Below are 14,536 nucleotides of genomic sequence, written 5' to 3' on the forward strand. Positions count from 1 at the left end.
CAGGATCAAACTCTCCATAATAGAAGTAAGCTTGATTAGCTCATCTTTGATTGGTTAAGCCAATCACTCTTTGAAGTACTTTCAGTACTCATTTATCAGAATTAAACGTTGACATATTGTCATTCAGTTTTCAATGTTCATGTTAAAAAATTTATGGAGCGGGTGATCGGAATCGAACCGACAACATCAGCTTGGAAGGCTGAGGTTTTACCACTAAACTACACCCGCTTAGCTCTATTATTAATTTGATGAATGGTGCGGCCGAGAGGAGTTGAACCTCCACGGGATTTCTCCCACTAGGCCCTCAACCTAGCGCGTCTGCCATTCCGCCACGACCGCGCATGGTTTGCAGTACTTTAATCAATATGTTGTTCAAGTGACTGTCATTAATTATATTACATCGCATTTACAAAGTCAACACAATCGCTCAACTTTTAAATGTAATTTTACATTGCTTACTAACTCTTAAAGTTTGTTGCGTTTTGTTTAAGCAACGTTTACTATCATACGACGAATCTTACATTTCGTCAATAACTTTCACTCATTTTTTTACAAAAAAAGTACTACACCCCAAATTATCAGTGTAGTACTTTCCTTAATATAATTTATGTTATATTTTTTAACTTTCCACCACAACGTCCGCATCTATATTTAACCGTATTCACCTTTCTAATACGTTTGAATTCTAGATTGCAACTTGAACATTTGTATAAATAGTTCGCTCTTTCATTATAACTTTTAACAGGTTTGCAAAATCTCGGTGCACCAACTTCTTTACTCAACGCCCTAAAATCTTTATCTCTATGCTGGTAACCTTTACCTTCTATATGTAAATGGTAATGGCACAGTTCATGTTTAATAATGTCTTTTAGAGCTTCGATACCATAATATTCAAGTTGCTGAGGATTGATTTCGATATTATGACTACTAAGTATATAACGTCCACCAGTTGTCTTCAGTCTTTTGTTAAAAGTTGCGTTATGTTTAAATGGTTTCTTAAATGATTCTAAAGAGATGTTTGTTACAAGTTCTTGAAGTTCATTATTTTCCATTAGGATCTATCATTGTTAATGAAACTTTTTGCCTTTCATGATTAACATCTAATACCCACACATCTACTATATCTCCGACGCTCACGATATTCATCGGATGTTTAACATACCCTTTAGATAATTTTGAAATATGGACTAACCCATCTTGCTTAACACCAATATCTACGAAAGCACCAAAGTCTACAACATTTCTCACAGTTCCGCTTAAAGCCATATTTGGTTTCAAGTCTTCCATAGAGAGTACATCAGATTTTAAAATTGGTGTTTCAAATTCATCTCTAGGATCTCTTAAAGGTGCTATTAAAGAAACAATAATATCCTCTAATGTTGGAACCCCTATATTGAGGGTTGTACTTGTCTCTTGTAAATCTAGTTTATTCAATTTATCTTTAAGCACATCTGTACCGATATCTTCTTTACTTAACCCTACATGTTTTATCAATTGATAAGCAGCGTTATAGCTTTCTGGATGTATAGCAGTTTTATCAAGAGGTTCTGTTCCATCTAATATTCTTAAGAAACCTATACTTTGTTCAAAAGTTTTGTTACCTAACCTTGGTACTTTAGCAATTTCTGAATGATGTGAAATGGCGCCTTTTTCTTCTCTAAATTTTATAATATTATTTGCAACAGTATTACTCAATCCTGAAACATAGCTTAACAACGAAGGAGATGCCGTATTAACATCTACACCTACTTGGTTTACAGCCGTTTCAACAACGAATTTCAATGTCTCACTTAATGCTTTTTGATTCACATCATGTTGATATTGACCTACGCCTATAGATTTAGGATCTATTTTCACAAGTTCGCTTAATGGATCTTGCACACGTCTACCTATTGAAACTGCACTTCTTTCTTCTACTTTAAAATCTGGGAATTCAGCTCGCGCGATGTCTGAAGCAGAATATACAGAAGCACCCGCTTCATTTACAATTACAAATTGACAAGCTAGTTGATGTTTTTTAATCATTTCTGCTACAAACTGTTCTGATTCTCTACTTGCTGTTCCGTTACCAATAGCTACCAATTCAATACTATGTTTATTAATCAGGTCTATAAATATCTTCTCGGCTTGATCAGTTTTTGAAACTGGAGGATGAGGATAAATAACATTTTTATCTACGAATGACCCGTATTCATTAATAACCGCCAATTTACAGCCTGTTCTATATGCTGGATCGAGACCTAATATTTTCTTGCCCTTCAACGGGGCTTGTAATAGAAGGTTTTTTAAATTCTCTGAGAAAATCTCTATAGCATGCTCTTCAGCTTTTTGTGTAAGCTCACTTCTAATTTCTCTTTCAATTGAAGGAAGGATTAATCTTTTCAAGCTATCTTCAATAGCTTCAGTGATAATTCCAACATGTTTATGATTCTCTTTAATGTATTGAGTTACTAAATATTTTTTCATTGTATCATTATCAATTTCGAAACTCACTTTCAAAATACCTTCTGCTTCACCACGGTTAATAGCTAACACTCTATGAGGCACTATTTTTTTAAGTGGTTCTTCATAATCATAGTACATTTCAAATACGTTTTTTTCATCTTCTGCTTTCTTTTTCTTTTCTGTAACCAATTTACCTTGTCTTTCAATATTATTTAAAATATATTTACGATATTTCGGTTCATCTGAAACAATTTCAGCAATAATATCTTGTGCACCTTTTATAGCATCTTCAATCGTTTCTATTTCTTCAGTTAAATAGTGAGATGCTTCATTTGTTAATGGTTCTTCAGAATTTCCTTCAATGATCCATTTCGCTAACGGCTCAAGTCCTTTACGTTTCGCTTCAGTTGCTCTCGTTTTTTTCTTTTTCTTAAATGGACGATACAAATCTTCAATTCTTTGTAATTTTGTTTGCTTGAGTATATCGCTTTTTAAATCTTCAGTTAGTAACCCTTGCTCATCTATTAAACGAATAACTTCTTCTTTTCTTTTATGTAAGTTAACCGCGTATGTATATTCATTTTCAATGAGCTTGATTTCTACCTCATCTAATCCGCCAGTTAACTCTTTTCTATATCTTGCTATAAAAGGCACTGTATTTTTATCTTCTAGCAATTCTAGTACAGTTTTAATTTGTTTTTCTGTAAAAGGATGATTATTTTTTATAATGTCTATTAATTCTTGATTCATAATTTCCTCCTAAAAATGGTTATATTCTATTTTAACATAAAAATAATGTACGCTTTATGTGGTTGTAGCTGAATCTTTCACATATAAAATAAAAACAACCTGATCGAATAAAATCGATTAGATTGTTTTTATTATTTCATTGCTGCTTCTTTTAATTTTTTGATTGCCGTTCTTTGTAATCTTGAAACATGCATTTGGCTGAGACCGATTTTTTCTCCAGTCTCTTTTTGACTCAATCCAGTTATAAACGTATATTGAATAATTTCTCTTTCTCTATCTGTTAAGATAGGAAGAATTTTTTCTAATATCATTCTTTTTTCTGTTAAGTCATAACCATCTTCAGATTCACCCATTATATCTAGTAAAGTCACAGTCGAACCATCTTTATCAGCTTCAATCGAATGGTCCACACTTAAAGCATTATAGCTTTGACCCATTTCCATAGCCTCTAACACATCTTCTTCTGTAACTTCTAGCCTATTCGCTATTTCAATAATTTTAGGTGATCTTCCTAGCTCATTTGTCAGTTCTTCGTTAGCTTTTTTGATTTTAGGACCTATTTCTTTAATACGTCTCGGTACGTGTACACTCCACGTTTTATCTCTTAAATACCTTTTTATTTCACCGATTACTGTTGGTACTAAAAAAGCTTCAAACTTTCGCTCGAAAGATACATCAAACCTTTTAATAGCTCCTAACAAGCCGACCATACCTACTTGTACTAAATCCTCATGGTGAGCTTGCCCTTTAGAATATTTATATGCTAGAGACTCTACTAGTTTTTGATAATGTATGACAAGCTTTTCTTGAGCTTGTTTATTATCATTTTCTTGGTAATCTGCAATCCATGCATTAATATCTTTTGGAGAAACTTCTTTATAAGCTTTGGACTCTTCCGTCATGTGTTTGCACCTGCTCTTTAGATAAATACTTTGTCATACTCATAGTAACACCAGCATCTTTTTGAACGCTTACTTCGTCCATTAATGATTCAATAAGAAATAGTCCTAAACCACCTTGTCTTAAGAAATTAATATTATCACTTTCTTGATAAGGTCCAAGTACTTTTTTAGCTTCTTCATAGTTAAAGCTTTTTCCTGAATCAGATACAATGATTTCTATTTTATCTTCGAACACAAGATAGCCAATAAGAATTTCGCCTTCAACATTTTCAGTATATGCATGTTTAACAGCATTTGTTACTGCTTCTGATACAGCGATTTTCGAATCTTCTATATCTTCGTATGAAGCGCCAGCTCTATTGAATACACCCGACAAAGTCAATCTGACTAGTCCTACGTATTCCGGAGCAGCAGGAAATCTCATCTCTATATAATCATAGTTAGATGTCATCTTCTTATACCTCCGTTCCTTTGTTGACATGCATTAATTCTTTAAGGCCTGTAATATCAAATAATCTCTCAATTCTTTCAGACACACCAAGTACATATAGTGATTTGTCATGTTCATTGAGCGATTTTAATGTGCCAACAAATAAACCTAAGCCAGTAGAATCCATATAACTTACATTCTCCAAGTTAACATGTATATCATGTGTTCCTTTTTGTCTAATTGGTTGTAATACTTCTTGTAGTTCAGGCGCTGTATAAACATCTAGTTCTCCGCCAACTTTAATTTCATAGTGTTTTTCATGCTCAGTAGTTTCAATGTTAAGATTCATTCCTTGTTACACCCCTAAATATATTAGACTTTCATCATTTATGTTTACCCGATTATATATTTCTTAATCTTAATTATTTAACACGTTTTACAATAAGTATTGTTAAATCATCTCTTTTGCTAGGATTTTGTAATTTAACAAGTTCTTCATATAGTATTTGTACGATATCTTGTGGATGCAGTTGTTTATGCTCATTAATCATGTTAAGTAAATCTTTAGTTTTAATAAATTCATCTTGTTGATTTCTCAACTCGGTTACACCGTCTGTAAACACAATAATCATATCTTGTAATTCTATTTTAACTTCGCTTTGTTTATATCTTGTATGTTTATGGACACCCAGTACAATCCCTCGTTCTGACATCTCTTTAAACTCGCCAGTTTGACTTCTGAAAATATAACCTGGTTCATGACCTGCAGAGCTATAGTAAAGCATATTATTGATTTCTTCATAAAGGCCATAAAACATTGTCACAAACATATTTTGATTAACGTTCTTTTCAACAACTCGGTTTAGACGCTTTAAACCATCACTTGGAAGTTGAGAATGTCCATAAGAGTCCATTCCAAATTTAATCATACTCATAGCCAATGCTGCTGGTATACCTTTACCGATTACATCGGCTACAGCAAAACTCATCGTACCATCATTATGATCAATTAAATTAAAATAATCTCCACTTACTTTCTGTGCCGGCACAGAAATGGCCCCTATTTGAATACTATCAAATTGAGGTATTTGTGGTTTAAGCATAGTTTGTTGCAGACTAGAGGCAACTTCCATCTCTTTATCATGCATTTTAATTTTGTTTAATAACTTTTTATAGTCACGGTATGTAAATCCATAGCCTATCATTACTTCTAAGAGAACATCAAATGAACTGATAATCTGTGATTTATCAAGACTTTGTTCATTATCTACGATTTCTTGATGTAATTGCACAATCTCTTCTGGCGAAACATTATCTTCAATTGCTTCAGTCGAATACGTTTGACAAGCTGATAAAAATTCATCATTACCAGTATTCACATAATCTACTAATAATTGTTGATACTGTTGCTTCTTTTGATCTGACACAAAGTCACCTCGTTTCAAATAGACTAAAAAAGCTTTAGGCTAATCCTAAAGCGGAGAATGTTTTAAAGGTATATTAATTCTTTTAAAACATTTTTAAATTGTTTATGTATTACCTAATGCATCAAATTTTTGTTGCAAAGTTAGGTTGAGGCTGATTGCTATAGCTGTATCAACCTCTTTCATCTTTGCATCAGATAAATATGTTAATTTTTCTTTTAAACGTTTCTTATCAATGGTTCTAATTTGTTCTAGCAAAATAACTGAATCTCTATCTAGTTTATATTTCGCTGCTTCAATTTCTACGTGTGTAGGTATTTTAGCTTTATTTATCTTACCAGTAATTGCTGCTACAATAACAGTCGGACTATATCTGTTACCCGTATCATTTTGGATAATTACGACTGGTCTTGTCCCCCCTTGTTCAGAACCAGTGACTGGTGAAAGATCTGCGAGATATACATCTCCTCTTCTCATCTATTCACCTTGTTGCGATGCTAAGTGCGATTCATTAGAATCACAAGCTTCACATTCACTATAGTATGCTTCAGATGCAAGGGAGAGATTTAAATCAGCCATAGAACGATATCCTTCTTTCAGTGTTTGTTCTATACTTTGAGTACGATTTTGTGTTAAAGATGTCATAACAAATACCTCCAGATAAATTAAGTGTAAATTATGTTCATTAAGTTATTAATATCATAACAAATGTAACTCTGTTTGACTATGCTATTTTAACAATTCGTTTGTAACTTCCTTATTTTCACCATCGTGATAAATACGAGGTAACCTCTTTTTTAAGTTACAAAGTACTTCATAATTAATTGTATCTAAAGCATTTGCAATCTTTTCAGCTGATTGTTCAGAATCAACGTGATTATCCATTAAAATAACTTTATCACCTGTTTCAATATCATCAGGTACTTTAATCATTGTTTGATCCATGCAAACTCTTCCAATAACAGGACAGTTAATACCATTTACATTAACTAAAGTATTTTGCATTTTTCTTAAGTATCCATCTGCGTACCCTATAGGGAGTGTAGCTACTTTAATACGCTCATCAGCTGTATAAGTAGTACCATAACTTACCGTGTCTCCTGGTTCTAAATACTTAGTTTGAACAATTTCAGTTACTAATTGTGCTGCTGGTTTTAATTTTAAATTCGAAATTTCTTGAATATATTTTGAAGGGTAATACCCATATAAAGATATTCCAAATCTTATCGCAGTACAAATTGAGGCATTGTATCTAAGTGCACCAGCTGAATTTTGTGAGTGAATATACTCAGGCGTTTCTGAAGATTGTACAAACTCTTCAAATAAGTCATATTGATTTTCAGAAAAATCATTTGGCTCATCTGCTGAAGCAAAGTGCGTATACACACCTTCAAATATTAAACGATCTTGTTGTTCTATTTTATTAACAACAGTTTGATAACTTTTAATGTCTCTCAAACCAATTCTACCCATACCAGTATCTATTTTTACATGCATCCATAACGGTTTGTCAGTATCGTCATCAAGTGATTCGATTGCTTCATCTAACCATTTTTCAGATGGGATGGTCAGTGCAACTCTATGTTGAACTGCTTTATTAATATCTTTCGTATTAATAACGCCTAACACTAATATTTTAGCTTTTATGCCATGCATTCTTAACTCAATTGCTTCATCTAAAGTAGCAACCGCAAAGAAGTCAACGCCTTCATTCATTAAATAAGATGCAATCTGCACGCTACCTAGCCCATAACCATTCGCTTTAACAACGGCCATAATTTTCTTGTTTGGATGTAGCCTACCTACAGCTTGATAATTCTCTAATATTGCCTTTAAATCAACATTGATATAAGTTGGCCTATAATATTTTTCGGACAACAGCAAGGCACCTCCTCTTATAATATTTGTATTTTATCATATAGATATTATTCTTGCTTAATATCTTCTGTTTCTATCATAACAATAGCTTCTGCATAATGTTTTGTATGTGTAATAGAAGCATGCACATGAAAACCGTCACACGCTATTTCAGGTTTGCCATTTTCATCAGGTAAACAATTAATAGAATGAAATCCATATTTTTTTCCAATGCCCGAACCCATCGCTTTACTAAAGGCTTCCTTAACTGCAAAACGTCCTGCTACAAATTCAACTTTTCTATCTTCTAAATTTATGTTATTAAAAATTTTCAGTTCATCATCTGTTAAAATTTTGTTAACCATCGTTGGTCTTTTCACATACCAATCTCGGATACGATCTATTTCAACTAAATCAATTCCAATACCATGAATCATATTTTACACCTTCATTTATGTTGATTAAAGTCATTTTCAATTCTATTTTGTATTGCGTGTTTTAAATCATTCGCTTTATCTTTATTTAAATACTGTATCGTTTCATTACCACCAGCTGTAGATAACGTAATATTAGCTAAATGATACTTTCTCATAATGAAACCTTCATATAAGTCGACATTTTGAATTCTTCCCATTGGTATCGTTGTTTCTCTAATCATAAAAATTCCGGATTTAATATTAATTTCATCATCATGAATTTCATAACGAAAGTTTCGATACATGTAATAAGGTTGAATAATCATGCCATATATACATGTAAATACAATGAGTGCTAATGGAATACTTAAAAACCATTTAGAAACATCCTTCAACCAAATTTCAAACACTACTAACAATATAATAAATATCAATGTAAAAATTGAAATTGTAATTAAAGAACCGATTCTTTCTACGGTCATTCCTTTTTTATCCATTCTATATCTAGGAAGCATCGTCTCTACCTCCTTTATACCAATTGTAAATATTTAACGCGTCTTTTTTATGAATAAATCTCATCCCTCTTGAAATCATGCTATTTCCATAAGCTAAATGAATATTGAAATGAGCTATATCTTTTCTTTTAATTATAGGATTTTCATGTAATTCGAACGTTAATATCTTATCTCTTTTCGCCCAAATTGTTGAATATTCAAATGGTGATGCATTCAATAATACAATTGAATCATCATAAACTTTGAAACCTGACTTCAAAGTAATAACAGATGCAAAAAGTAGCATAATTAAAAAAATCACGAGTCCAATTATCCATGTATATGACCATAAATATATTTGTATAGGTACGACTGCTATCAATAATATTAACGTTGGTATAAATATTCTTCTGCGTATTCCTTGAATTGGTAGTCCTTTATCAACAGAATTATATTGAAATTGTGGAATGATTTCTTCTAGTAATTTATAAGCTTCTTTCTTTTTCATAAATGGAAGTATTGTAACATTCCCTATATCTGTTTCTTCATTACTATCAAAATGCCCATCTGTCGTAATAATTGCAGAAATTTTCGTATAACCAATTGCACGTCTAAATAGTGATTCTTCTTCTTTTAAAGCTTGAATTCTTCTGATCGGAACAGTTCTTTTTTGCACAGTTAATAAACCATATTTAACAGTAAGTAATTCACCATCAAACGTTAATTGATATTTATAGTTTCTAATGAACACGATAAGCGATCCTATAATGTAGCTGATAAAAATAAATAAAATGACAAATGAAATAATAACAAATGTTAAATTTACGATTTGATTAAGTAATGGACTAATATAATCTTCAACATCTATAACTTGGCTTAGAAATCCGAATAATGAACCTAATGCAGCAAAGACAATGAAAATACCACCGCTTGTAAAACTCATTTTTAATAAGTCTTTGACCGATAGCTGAAAGAAAACGACATCTTCTTTCGGTTTATACTCAGCTAGATTACTTTCATTTTGCTCACTTTCATTTTCTGAAGGTTCAACTTCAACTGCTTCTTTGTTTTTGAGTTTATGCTTTCTTTCTTTAATATATTTAGATAATTCATCACTTTGTTTTTTTGTAATTGTATCTAATTCTATCCCGTCACTAGGGGTTTTTACACTTAAATTAACACCACCTAATAATTGGTGTGCAATATTTTGTGAAGTATCCACAGATTGAATTCTTTCAATGTTTAGCTCTTTTCTATTTTTAGAAAAGACACCCCAAGTCATAATCAATTGATCATTTTCAATCCAATAACGCGTTTTATAAATTTTGATTGCTTTAAACACACTACTAATTAAAGAAATAGATAAAATAGCTATTGGAAATATAAGGTCCCCTATATTGTCGAGACCACGTGTCATAACGATAAATACTGCGAAAATTAATGGAAATACATTTTCTTTTAAACTTCTTAAAAAACCACTTACGTATGAAATTGGATGTAATTTCTGTGGATTAAACATCATCTGTCACCTCTTTAACTTTTGACATGATATTTAATCTCGTTTGTTCAGCAATATTTCGGTCAACCATGGGTAATATTTGAGAACTACCAGCCGTTACAACAACAACAAAGTATATATTTAACATTCTCGAAATCGGTCCATGCTTCACTTTTACAAACTGGACTCTATTATACGGTTGTACCAACCTTTTTTGATAATATAAACCTTTCTGAACTTCTATATATTGTTCGCCTATTTCAAATGAGGTTCTTCTTAATCTAATAATAGGATTAATAAATCCTGCCAAAATAATAACGATGGCTATTGGTAAAATTAAATAAATAAGATACGTCCACCATTCAAATTTGTACCATAAAAATACAAATACACTAAACAATATTAGGATAACTATGACATTCAAAATATGATGAATATACTCGTATTTTATAGACTGTTTTGACATTTTATTATCGAGTACTTGTTTATACATATAATCTCCTTATTAAACAATTTAAGTGTATTATATCACAAAAAAAGTGCGTGTAACCTTAGAGATTACACACACTTTCATGATTTTATTTTGAATGCTCAGCGAATGTTCTACCTGAGAATTGTTTTTTTGAACGTGGTTTACTTGAATTAGTATTTTTACCTTTATTGCGGTCAAAATTACTATTTTTGTCGTTACTACGACGGTTGCTGTTTTTACCTTCGAATCTAGTTCTAGATTTACCACGAGAGTTTCCTCCACCGCGGTTACCTTGCTTACCTCTTTGACCAGATTTTTTAGATAATGGTTTTTCAAATGTTAATTGAACATCTGCATCGTTACTTGAAGTGATTAACTCTTGTAATAAAGCAGCAACTAATTTTTGGTCACCATATTCGCTGATTAACTCTTCAGCTATTTTTTCAACGCGACCTTCGATTGAGCTTTCTACCCAACCTTTAACTTTAGCTTTAACATCTGATTCTTTAGCTTTCATTACTTCACCAGGTGTTGGTGGACGTAATGACGTCATTTCACGTTTGAAAGCTTTTTCGATTTGACGGATATAATCCATTTCAACTGGGTTAACAAATGTTACCGCAGCACCTTTTTTACCAGCTCTACCTGTACGGCCAATACGGTGAGTATAGCTTTCAGTATCTTGTGGTATATCAAAGTTATAAACGTGACTTACGTCTGAAATATCCAAACCACGTGCAGCTACATCAGTAGCAACTAAAATGTCGATTTGATCATTTTTGAATTTCTTCAATACTTCTAAACGTTTAGCTTGTGTAATATCTCCGTGTAATCCTTCAGCGCGATAACCTTTAGTAATTAAAGCACTTGATAATTCATCAACACGACGTTTCGTACGACCAAACACAATCGCTAATTCTGGGTTTTGTACGTCTAGTAAATTAGTGAATGTCTCAAATTTTTCTAATTCTTTAACGATTGTATAATACTCATCGATTTGAGGATTTGATAATTCGTTAGACATTGTTTTAACGATTTGTGGTTTCTTCATGAATTTTTGCACTAAATCTTGGATAGCTTTAGGCATAGTCGCTGAGAATAGTAATGTTTGACGATTTTCAGAAGGAAGTTTAGACATTATAAATCTCATATCATCTATAAAGCCCATGTTCATCATTTCATCTGCTTCATCTAATATTAACGTTGTAATAGATTCCGTTTTTAACGTCTTTCTATTTAAATGGTCAATAACACGGCCAGGTGTACCTACCACAATTTGTGGACCTTTTTTAAGTGATTTAATTTGTCTGTCTATTGGCATACCACCAAATACAGTTACAACAGTTACACTTTGTCCTTTACTAAAACTACGTAATTGCTCTGCTACTTGGTTAGCTAATTCACGTGTTGGTGCAAGGATTAATGCTTGAACACCTTGTTTATTTGCTACTTTATCTATTAATGGGATACCAAATGCACCAGTTTTTCCTGTTCCAGTTTGTGCTTGTCCTAGCACGTCCGTTCCTTTTACTGTGTGAGGAATACTTTCGATTTGTATTGGTGTCGGTTCAGTAAAGCCCATTCCGTCCAAAGCGTTTAAGGTAGCTTCGGAAATACCTAATTCTTTAAATTTTTGCAAAATAATTCTCCTTTTATATAGTTAATTCTTCTCTTGTTTTTATTCAACTTCTATATACTACCACCCTTTTACCAATAGCGCAATCGGATTAAACTGTCGTTTACATTTTGTTTTCATAGATTGAAACATGAAAAAACTGCACTAAAAAGGGATTTAGTACAGTTTTACATCATTATTTATTTTTAAATATAAATTTTTCAACTTCATAAAAAACCTTATTATTTACTTTTGACAGGCAAATTTCATGTGGTCCTCTATCAATTTCGACTAAACGAGCATTCTTCATTCTTTTTACAAGTTCTCGAGATTTATCAATTGGAACAAGGCCATCAATCGTACCGTGTATTATTAATGTTTTAGCATCAATTTGTTCAGGTACATATAATGCACTTTGTTGTAAGTTTTTAAATGCTAAAAAAGATTTGTAATTTATTTTAACTGTTCTTAACAACATAAATTCTAATATTTTTAAATCGGCGTGTCGCATATTATTGATAAAACGATATGGCGATTTAACAAAATGTTGAATATTAATATTTTCATAGGCTGGAGCGATTAAAATTAATTTATCTGGCTGCTCAATTTTAGCTAGTAGACCAGCAATAACCCCTCCCATTGAAAAACCAATAACAATAACGACATCCGATTTTTCTCTAAGTATTTCATATGACTGTTGCGCTCTTTCATGCCACATATGTTCATTTGTATCTTTTATTAATAAATTGATACCATGTCCAGGATATTCTGGCGCTTCAAGAACAAAATCATAGCGACTACTTAAATATTCGATCAAAGGAAGTAATTCATATCTTCCACCAGTGTACCCATGCAAAAATAAAATGCCTATTTTCATATTAATGAATTAATAATCGTTTCGAGTGACATTCCCCTTGATCCTTTAAATAAAGTTACAGAATCATCATTCAAATTCGTTTTTAAATAGTCTGCTATTTCATCTTTAGATTCAAAATGATATACGTTTTTAATATATGCGCTAGCAATATTTGATATATGAGCCGCTTCATCACCAAATGTAATCAATGTTTGAATATGCTTATCTTCTAAGTAATATCCAACTTGTTGGTGCATGTCTTTACTCATGTCACCTAATTCTAAAACATCTGCTAATACCAATGTCTTGTCATCTTGCTCCATGATGTGAAGCGTATCAATTGCTGCTTTCATACTTGTTGGACTAGCATTATATGCATCATTAATGAGTAACCCATATTGATTTGTTTCAATACGTTGCATTCTCATATCAGTTAATACTAAATTATCTAACGTACTTTGAATAACGTCTTCTGTCACGCCGAATTGTTTTGCAACTTGTATCGCATATGTAGCATTTTTAACATTATGCTCACCTAAAATATTCAAATGATAAATAATATTGCTATTATTCAACTGAAAATTAATGCCGTTACTAGACGATTGATTCGTTTTGATCATCACATCATTATCATCGTTTATGCCAACAGAAACTTTAGCGTTATTTATTGAAGATTCTAGGGATTTGAGCAACGGTTCATCCCCATCATAAATAAATAAACCATCATCATTAAGTCCTTCTGTTATTTCAAATTTAGCTTTCGCAATACCTTCTCTTGAACCGAGATCTTGCATGTGCGACTCGCCAATATTAGTAATAATTGCGATATCAGGTTCAGCTAAAAGTGTTAATTCTCTAATTTCTCCAAAACCGCTCATACCCATTTCTAAGATGGATACCTCAGTATCTTCATCTAAATCCAATATCGTAAGTGGACAACCGATTTCATTATTGTAATTACCTTGCGTTTTTTTCACTTTGAAAGATTCGCGAAGTACACATTCAACCATATCTTTAGTCGTCGTTTTACCATTTGAACCAGTAATGGCCACCACTTTAGGATTAACGTATTTCAAATAAGACTTGGCTAATTCTTGCAATGCTTCAAGTGTATCATCTACAAATATAATCGGCCCTTTAGGTGGATTAGGTATATCTTTTTGCCAAAACGAAGCACCTGCACCATTTTCTAACGTTTGATTTACGAATCGGTGTCCATCAACATTCTCGCCTTTAAAAGGAATAAACAAATTTGATTGTTCAATTTTTCTAGAGTCAATACAAGTTCCTTGTACTACATGATCTAGATATTCTTCCTGAATTTCACAATTAATCCATTCTTTTATTTTACGTAATTTAATATTCATTATGATTACC

General features: G+C 32.1%; 16 protein-coding genes and 2 tRNA genes. All 18 read right to left on the minus strand.

The genetic code is table 11. The features are described from left to right. Positions 1–154: 154 nt before the first annotated feature. The 18 genes from LQ598_RS10580 to LQ598_RS10665 all read right to left on the minus strand — a co-directional run bounded on the left by LQ598_RS10580 (position 155) and on the right by LQ598_RS10665 (position 14,529). Positions 155–228, minus strand: a tRNA-Gly gene (locus tag LQ598_RS10580). Positions 229–253: 25 nt separating this feature from the next. After that, a tRNA-Leu gene (locus tag LQ598_RS10585) sits at positions 254–339 on the minus strand. A gap of 266 nt (positions 340–605) precedes the next feature. Continuing rightward, on the minus strand, positions 606–1,052 hold the full coding sequence (locus tag LQ598_RS10590) for a SprT family protein (protein WP_016910936.1): 447 nt from the start codon (positions 1,050–1,052) through the stop codon (positions 606–608). Continuing rightward, positions 1,042–3,195 (minus strand): Tex family protein, encoded by a 2,154-nt coding sequence (locus LQ598_RS10595; protein WP_016910937.1) that lies wholly within the window; start codon positions 3,193–3,195, stop codon positions 1,042–1,044. The genes LQ598_RS10590 and LQ598_RS10595 overlap by 11 nt, the downstream gene beginning before the upstream one ends. A 131-nt stretch (positions 3,196–3,326) precedes the next feature. After that, positions 3,327–4,097, minus strand: a complete 771-nt coding sequence (gene sigB / locus LQ598_RS10600) for an RNA polymerase sigma factor SigB (protein ID WP_016910938.1) — start codon at positions 4,095–4,097, stop codon at positions 3,327–3,329. Then, a complete protein-coding gene (rsbW, locus tag LQ598_RS10605) occupies positions 4,072–4,548 on the minus strand; it encodes an anti-sigma B factor RsbW (RefSeq protein ID WP_016910939.1) in 477 nt (158 codons plus the stop codon). Before rsbW ends, sigB begins: the two co-directional genes overlap by 26 nt. 4 nt (positions 4,549–4,552) lie before the next feature. Then, positions 4,553–4,876, minus strand: a complete 324-nt coding sequence (locus LQ598_RS10610) for an anti-sigma factor antagonist (RefSeq protein WP_016910940.1) — start codon at positions 4,874–4,876, stop codon at positions 4,553–4,555. A 73-nt stretch (positions 4,877–4,949) separates the two neighbouring features. Next, positions 4,950–5,954, minus strand: coding sequence for a SpoIIE family protein phosphatase (locus LQ598_RS10615; RefSeq protein WP_239745497.1), 1,005 nt, complete (start codon positions 5,952–5,954; stop codon positions 4,950–4,952). A 102-nt stretch (positions 5,955–6,056) separates the two neighbouring features. Then, positions 6,057–6,428, minus strand: coding sequence for a type II toxin-antitoxin system PemK/MazF family toxin (locus LQ598_RS10620; protein ID WP_016910942.1), 372 nt, complete (start codon positions 6,426–6,428; stop codon positions 6,057–6,059). Then, entirely contained in the window at positions 6,429–6,596 is a 168-nt protein-coding gene (mazE, locus tag LQ598_RS10625; protein ID WP_016910943.1) for a type II toxin-antitoxin system antitoxin MazE, read from the minus strand. Positions 6,597–6,680: 84 nt separating this feature from the next. Continuing rightward, the gene (gene alr, locus LQ598_RS10630; RefSeq protein WP_016910944.1) at positions 6,681–7,829 is read right to left on the minus strand and encodes an alanine racemase; all 1,149 of its coding nucleotides are present in this window, start codon (positions 7,827–7,829) and stop codon (positions 6,681–6,683) included. A 47-nt stretch (positions 7,830–7,876) separates the two neighbouring features. Beyond that, on the minus strand, positions 7,877–8,245 hold the full coding sequence (gene acpS / locus LQ598_RS10635) for a holo-ACP synthase (RefSeq protein WP_016910945.1): 369 nt from the start codon (positions 8,243–8,245) through the stop codon (positions 7,877–7,879). An 11-nt stretch (positions 8,246–8,256) separates the two neighbouring features. Continuing rightward, positions 8,257–8,739, minus strand: coding sequence for a PH domain-containing protein (locus tag LQ598_RS10640; protein WP_016910946.1), 483 nt, complete (start codon positions 8,737–8,739; stop codon positions 8,257–8,259). Next, complete coding sequence (locus LQ598_RS10645; RefSeq protein ID WP_239745498.1) at positions 8,729–10,240, minus strand: PH domain-containing protein; 1,512 nt, start codon at positions 10,238–10,240, stop codon at positions 8,729–8,731. The genes LQ598_RS10640 and LQ598_RS10645 overlap by 11 nt, the downstream gene beginning before the upstream one ends. Next, positions 10,230–10,709, minus strand: a complete 480-nt coding sequence (locus LQ598_RS10650) for a PH domain-containing protein (protein ID WP_016910948.1) — start codon at positions 10,707–10,709, stop codon at positions 10,230–10,232. Before LQ598_RS10650 ends, LQ598_RS10645 begins: the two co-directional genes overlap by 11 nt. Positions 10,710–10,794: 85 nt before the next feature. Continuing rightward, complete coding sequence (cshA, locus tag LQ598_RS10655; RefSeq protein WP_107559190.1) at positions 10,795–12,327, minus strand: degradosome RNA helicase CshA; 1,533 nt, start codon at positions 12,325–12,327, stop codon at positions 10,795–10,797. A 172-nt stretch (positions 12,328–12,499) separates the two neighbouring features. Further along, entirely contained in the window at positions 12,500–13,180 is a 681-nt protein-coding gene (locus tag LQ598_RS10660; RefSeq protein ID WP_239745499.1) for an alpha/beta hydrolase, read from the minus strand. After that, positions 13,177–14,529 (minus strand): UDP-N-acetylmuramoyl-tripeptide--D-alanyl-D-alanine ligase, encoded by a 1,353-nt coding sequence (locus tag LQ598_RS10665; protein ID WP_239745504.1) that lies wholly within the window; start codon positions 14,527–14,529, stop codon positions 13,177–13,179. Before LQ598_RS10665 ends, LQ598_RS10660 begins: the two co-directional genes overlap by 4 nt. Positions 14,530–14,536 lie beyond the last annotated feature (7 nt).

The organism is Mammaliicoccus sp. F-M27 (assembly GCF_022387115.1).
Classification (GTDB): Bacteria; Bacillota; Bacilli; order Staphylococcales; family Staphylococcaceae; genus Mammaliicoccus; species Mammaliicoccus vitulinus.

What these genes read in the sequence shown, in the direction of transcription:
- LQ598_RS10590 (WP_016910936.1), bottom strand. Translation starts at nt 1,052, where the DNA reads ATGGAAAATAATGAACTTCAAGAACTTGTAACAAACATCTCTTTAGAA.
- LQ598_RS10595 (WP_016910937.1), bottom strand. Translation starts at nt 3,195, where the DNA reads ATGAATCAAGAATTAATAGACATTATAAAAAATAATCATCCTTTTACA.
- sigB (WP_016910938.1), bottom strand. Translation starts at nt 4,097, where the DNA reads ATGACGGAAGAGTCCAAAGCTTATAAAGAAGTTTCTCCAAAAGATATT.
- rsbW (WP_016910939.1), bottom strand. Translation starts at nt 4,548, where the DNA reads ATGACATCTAACTATGATTATATAGAGATGAGATTTCCTGCTGCTCCG.
- LQ598_RS10610 (WP_016910940.1), bottom strand. Translation starts at nt 4,876, where the DNA reads ATGAATCTTAACATTGAAACTACTGAGCATGAAAAACACTATGAAATT.
- LQ598_RS10620 (WP_016910942.1), bottom strand. Translation starts at nt 6,428, where the DNA reads ATGAGAAGAGGAGATGTATATCTCGCAGATCTTTCACCAGTCACTGGT.
- mazE (WP_016910943.1), bottom strand. Translation starts at nt 6,596, where the DNA reads ATGACATCTTTAACACAAAATCGTACTCAAAGTATAGAACAAACACTG.
- acpS (WP_016910945.1), bottom strand. Translation starts at nt 8,245, where the DNA reads ATGATTCATGGTATTGGAATTGATTTAGTTGAAATAGATCGTATCCGA.
- LQ598_RS10640 (WP_016910946.1), bottom strand. Translation starts at nt 8,739, where the DNA reads ATGCTTCCTAGATATAGAATGGATAAAAAAGGAATGACCGTAGAAAGA.
- LQ598_RS10645 (WP_239745498.1), bottom strand. Translation starts at nt 10,240, where the DNA reads ATGATGTTTAATCCACAGAAATTACATCCAATTTCATACGTAAGTGGT.
- LQ598_RS10650 (WP_016910948.1), bottom strand. Translation starts at nt 10,709, where the DNA reads ATGTATAAACAAGTACTCGATAATAAAATGTCAAAACAGTCTATAAAA.
- LQ598_RS10660 (WP_239745499.1), bottom strand. Translation starts at nt 13,180, where the DNA reads ATGAAAATAGGCATTTTATTTTTGCATGGGTACACTGGTGGAAGATAT.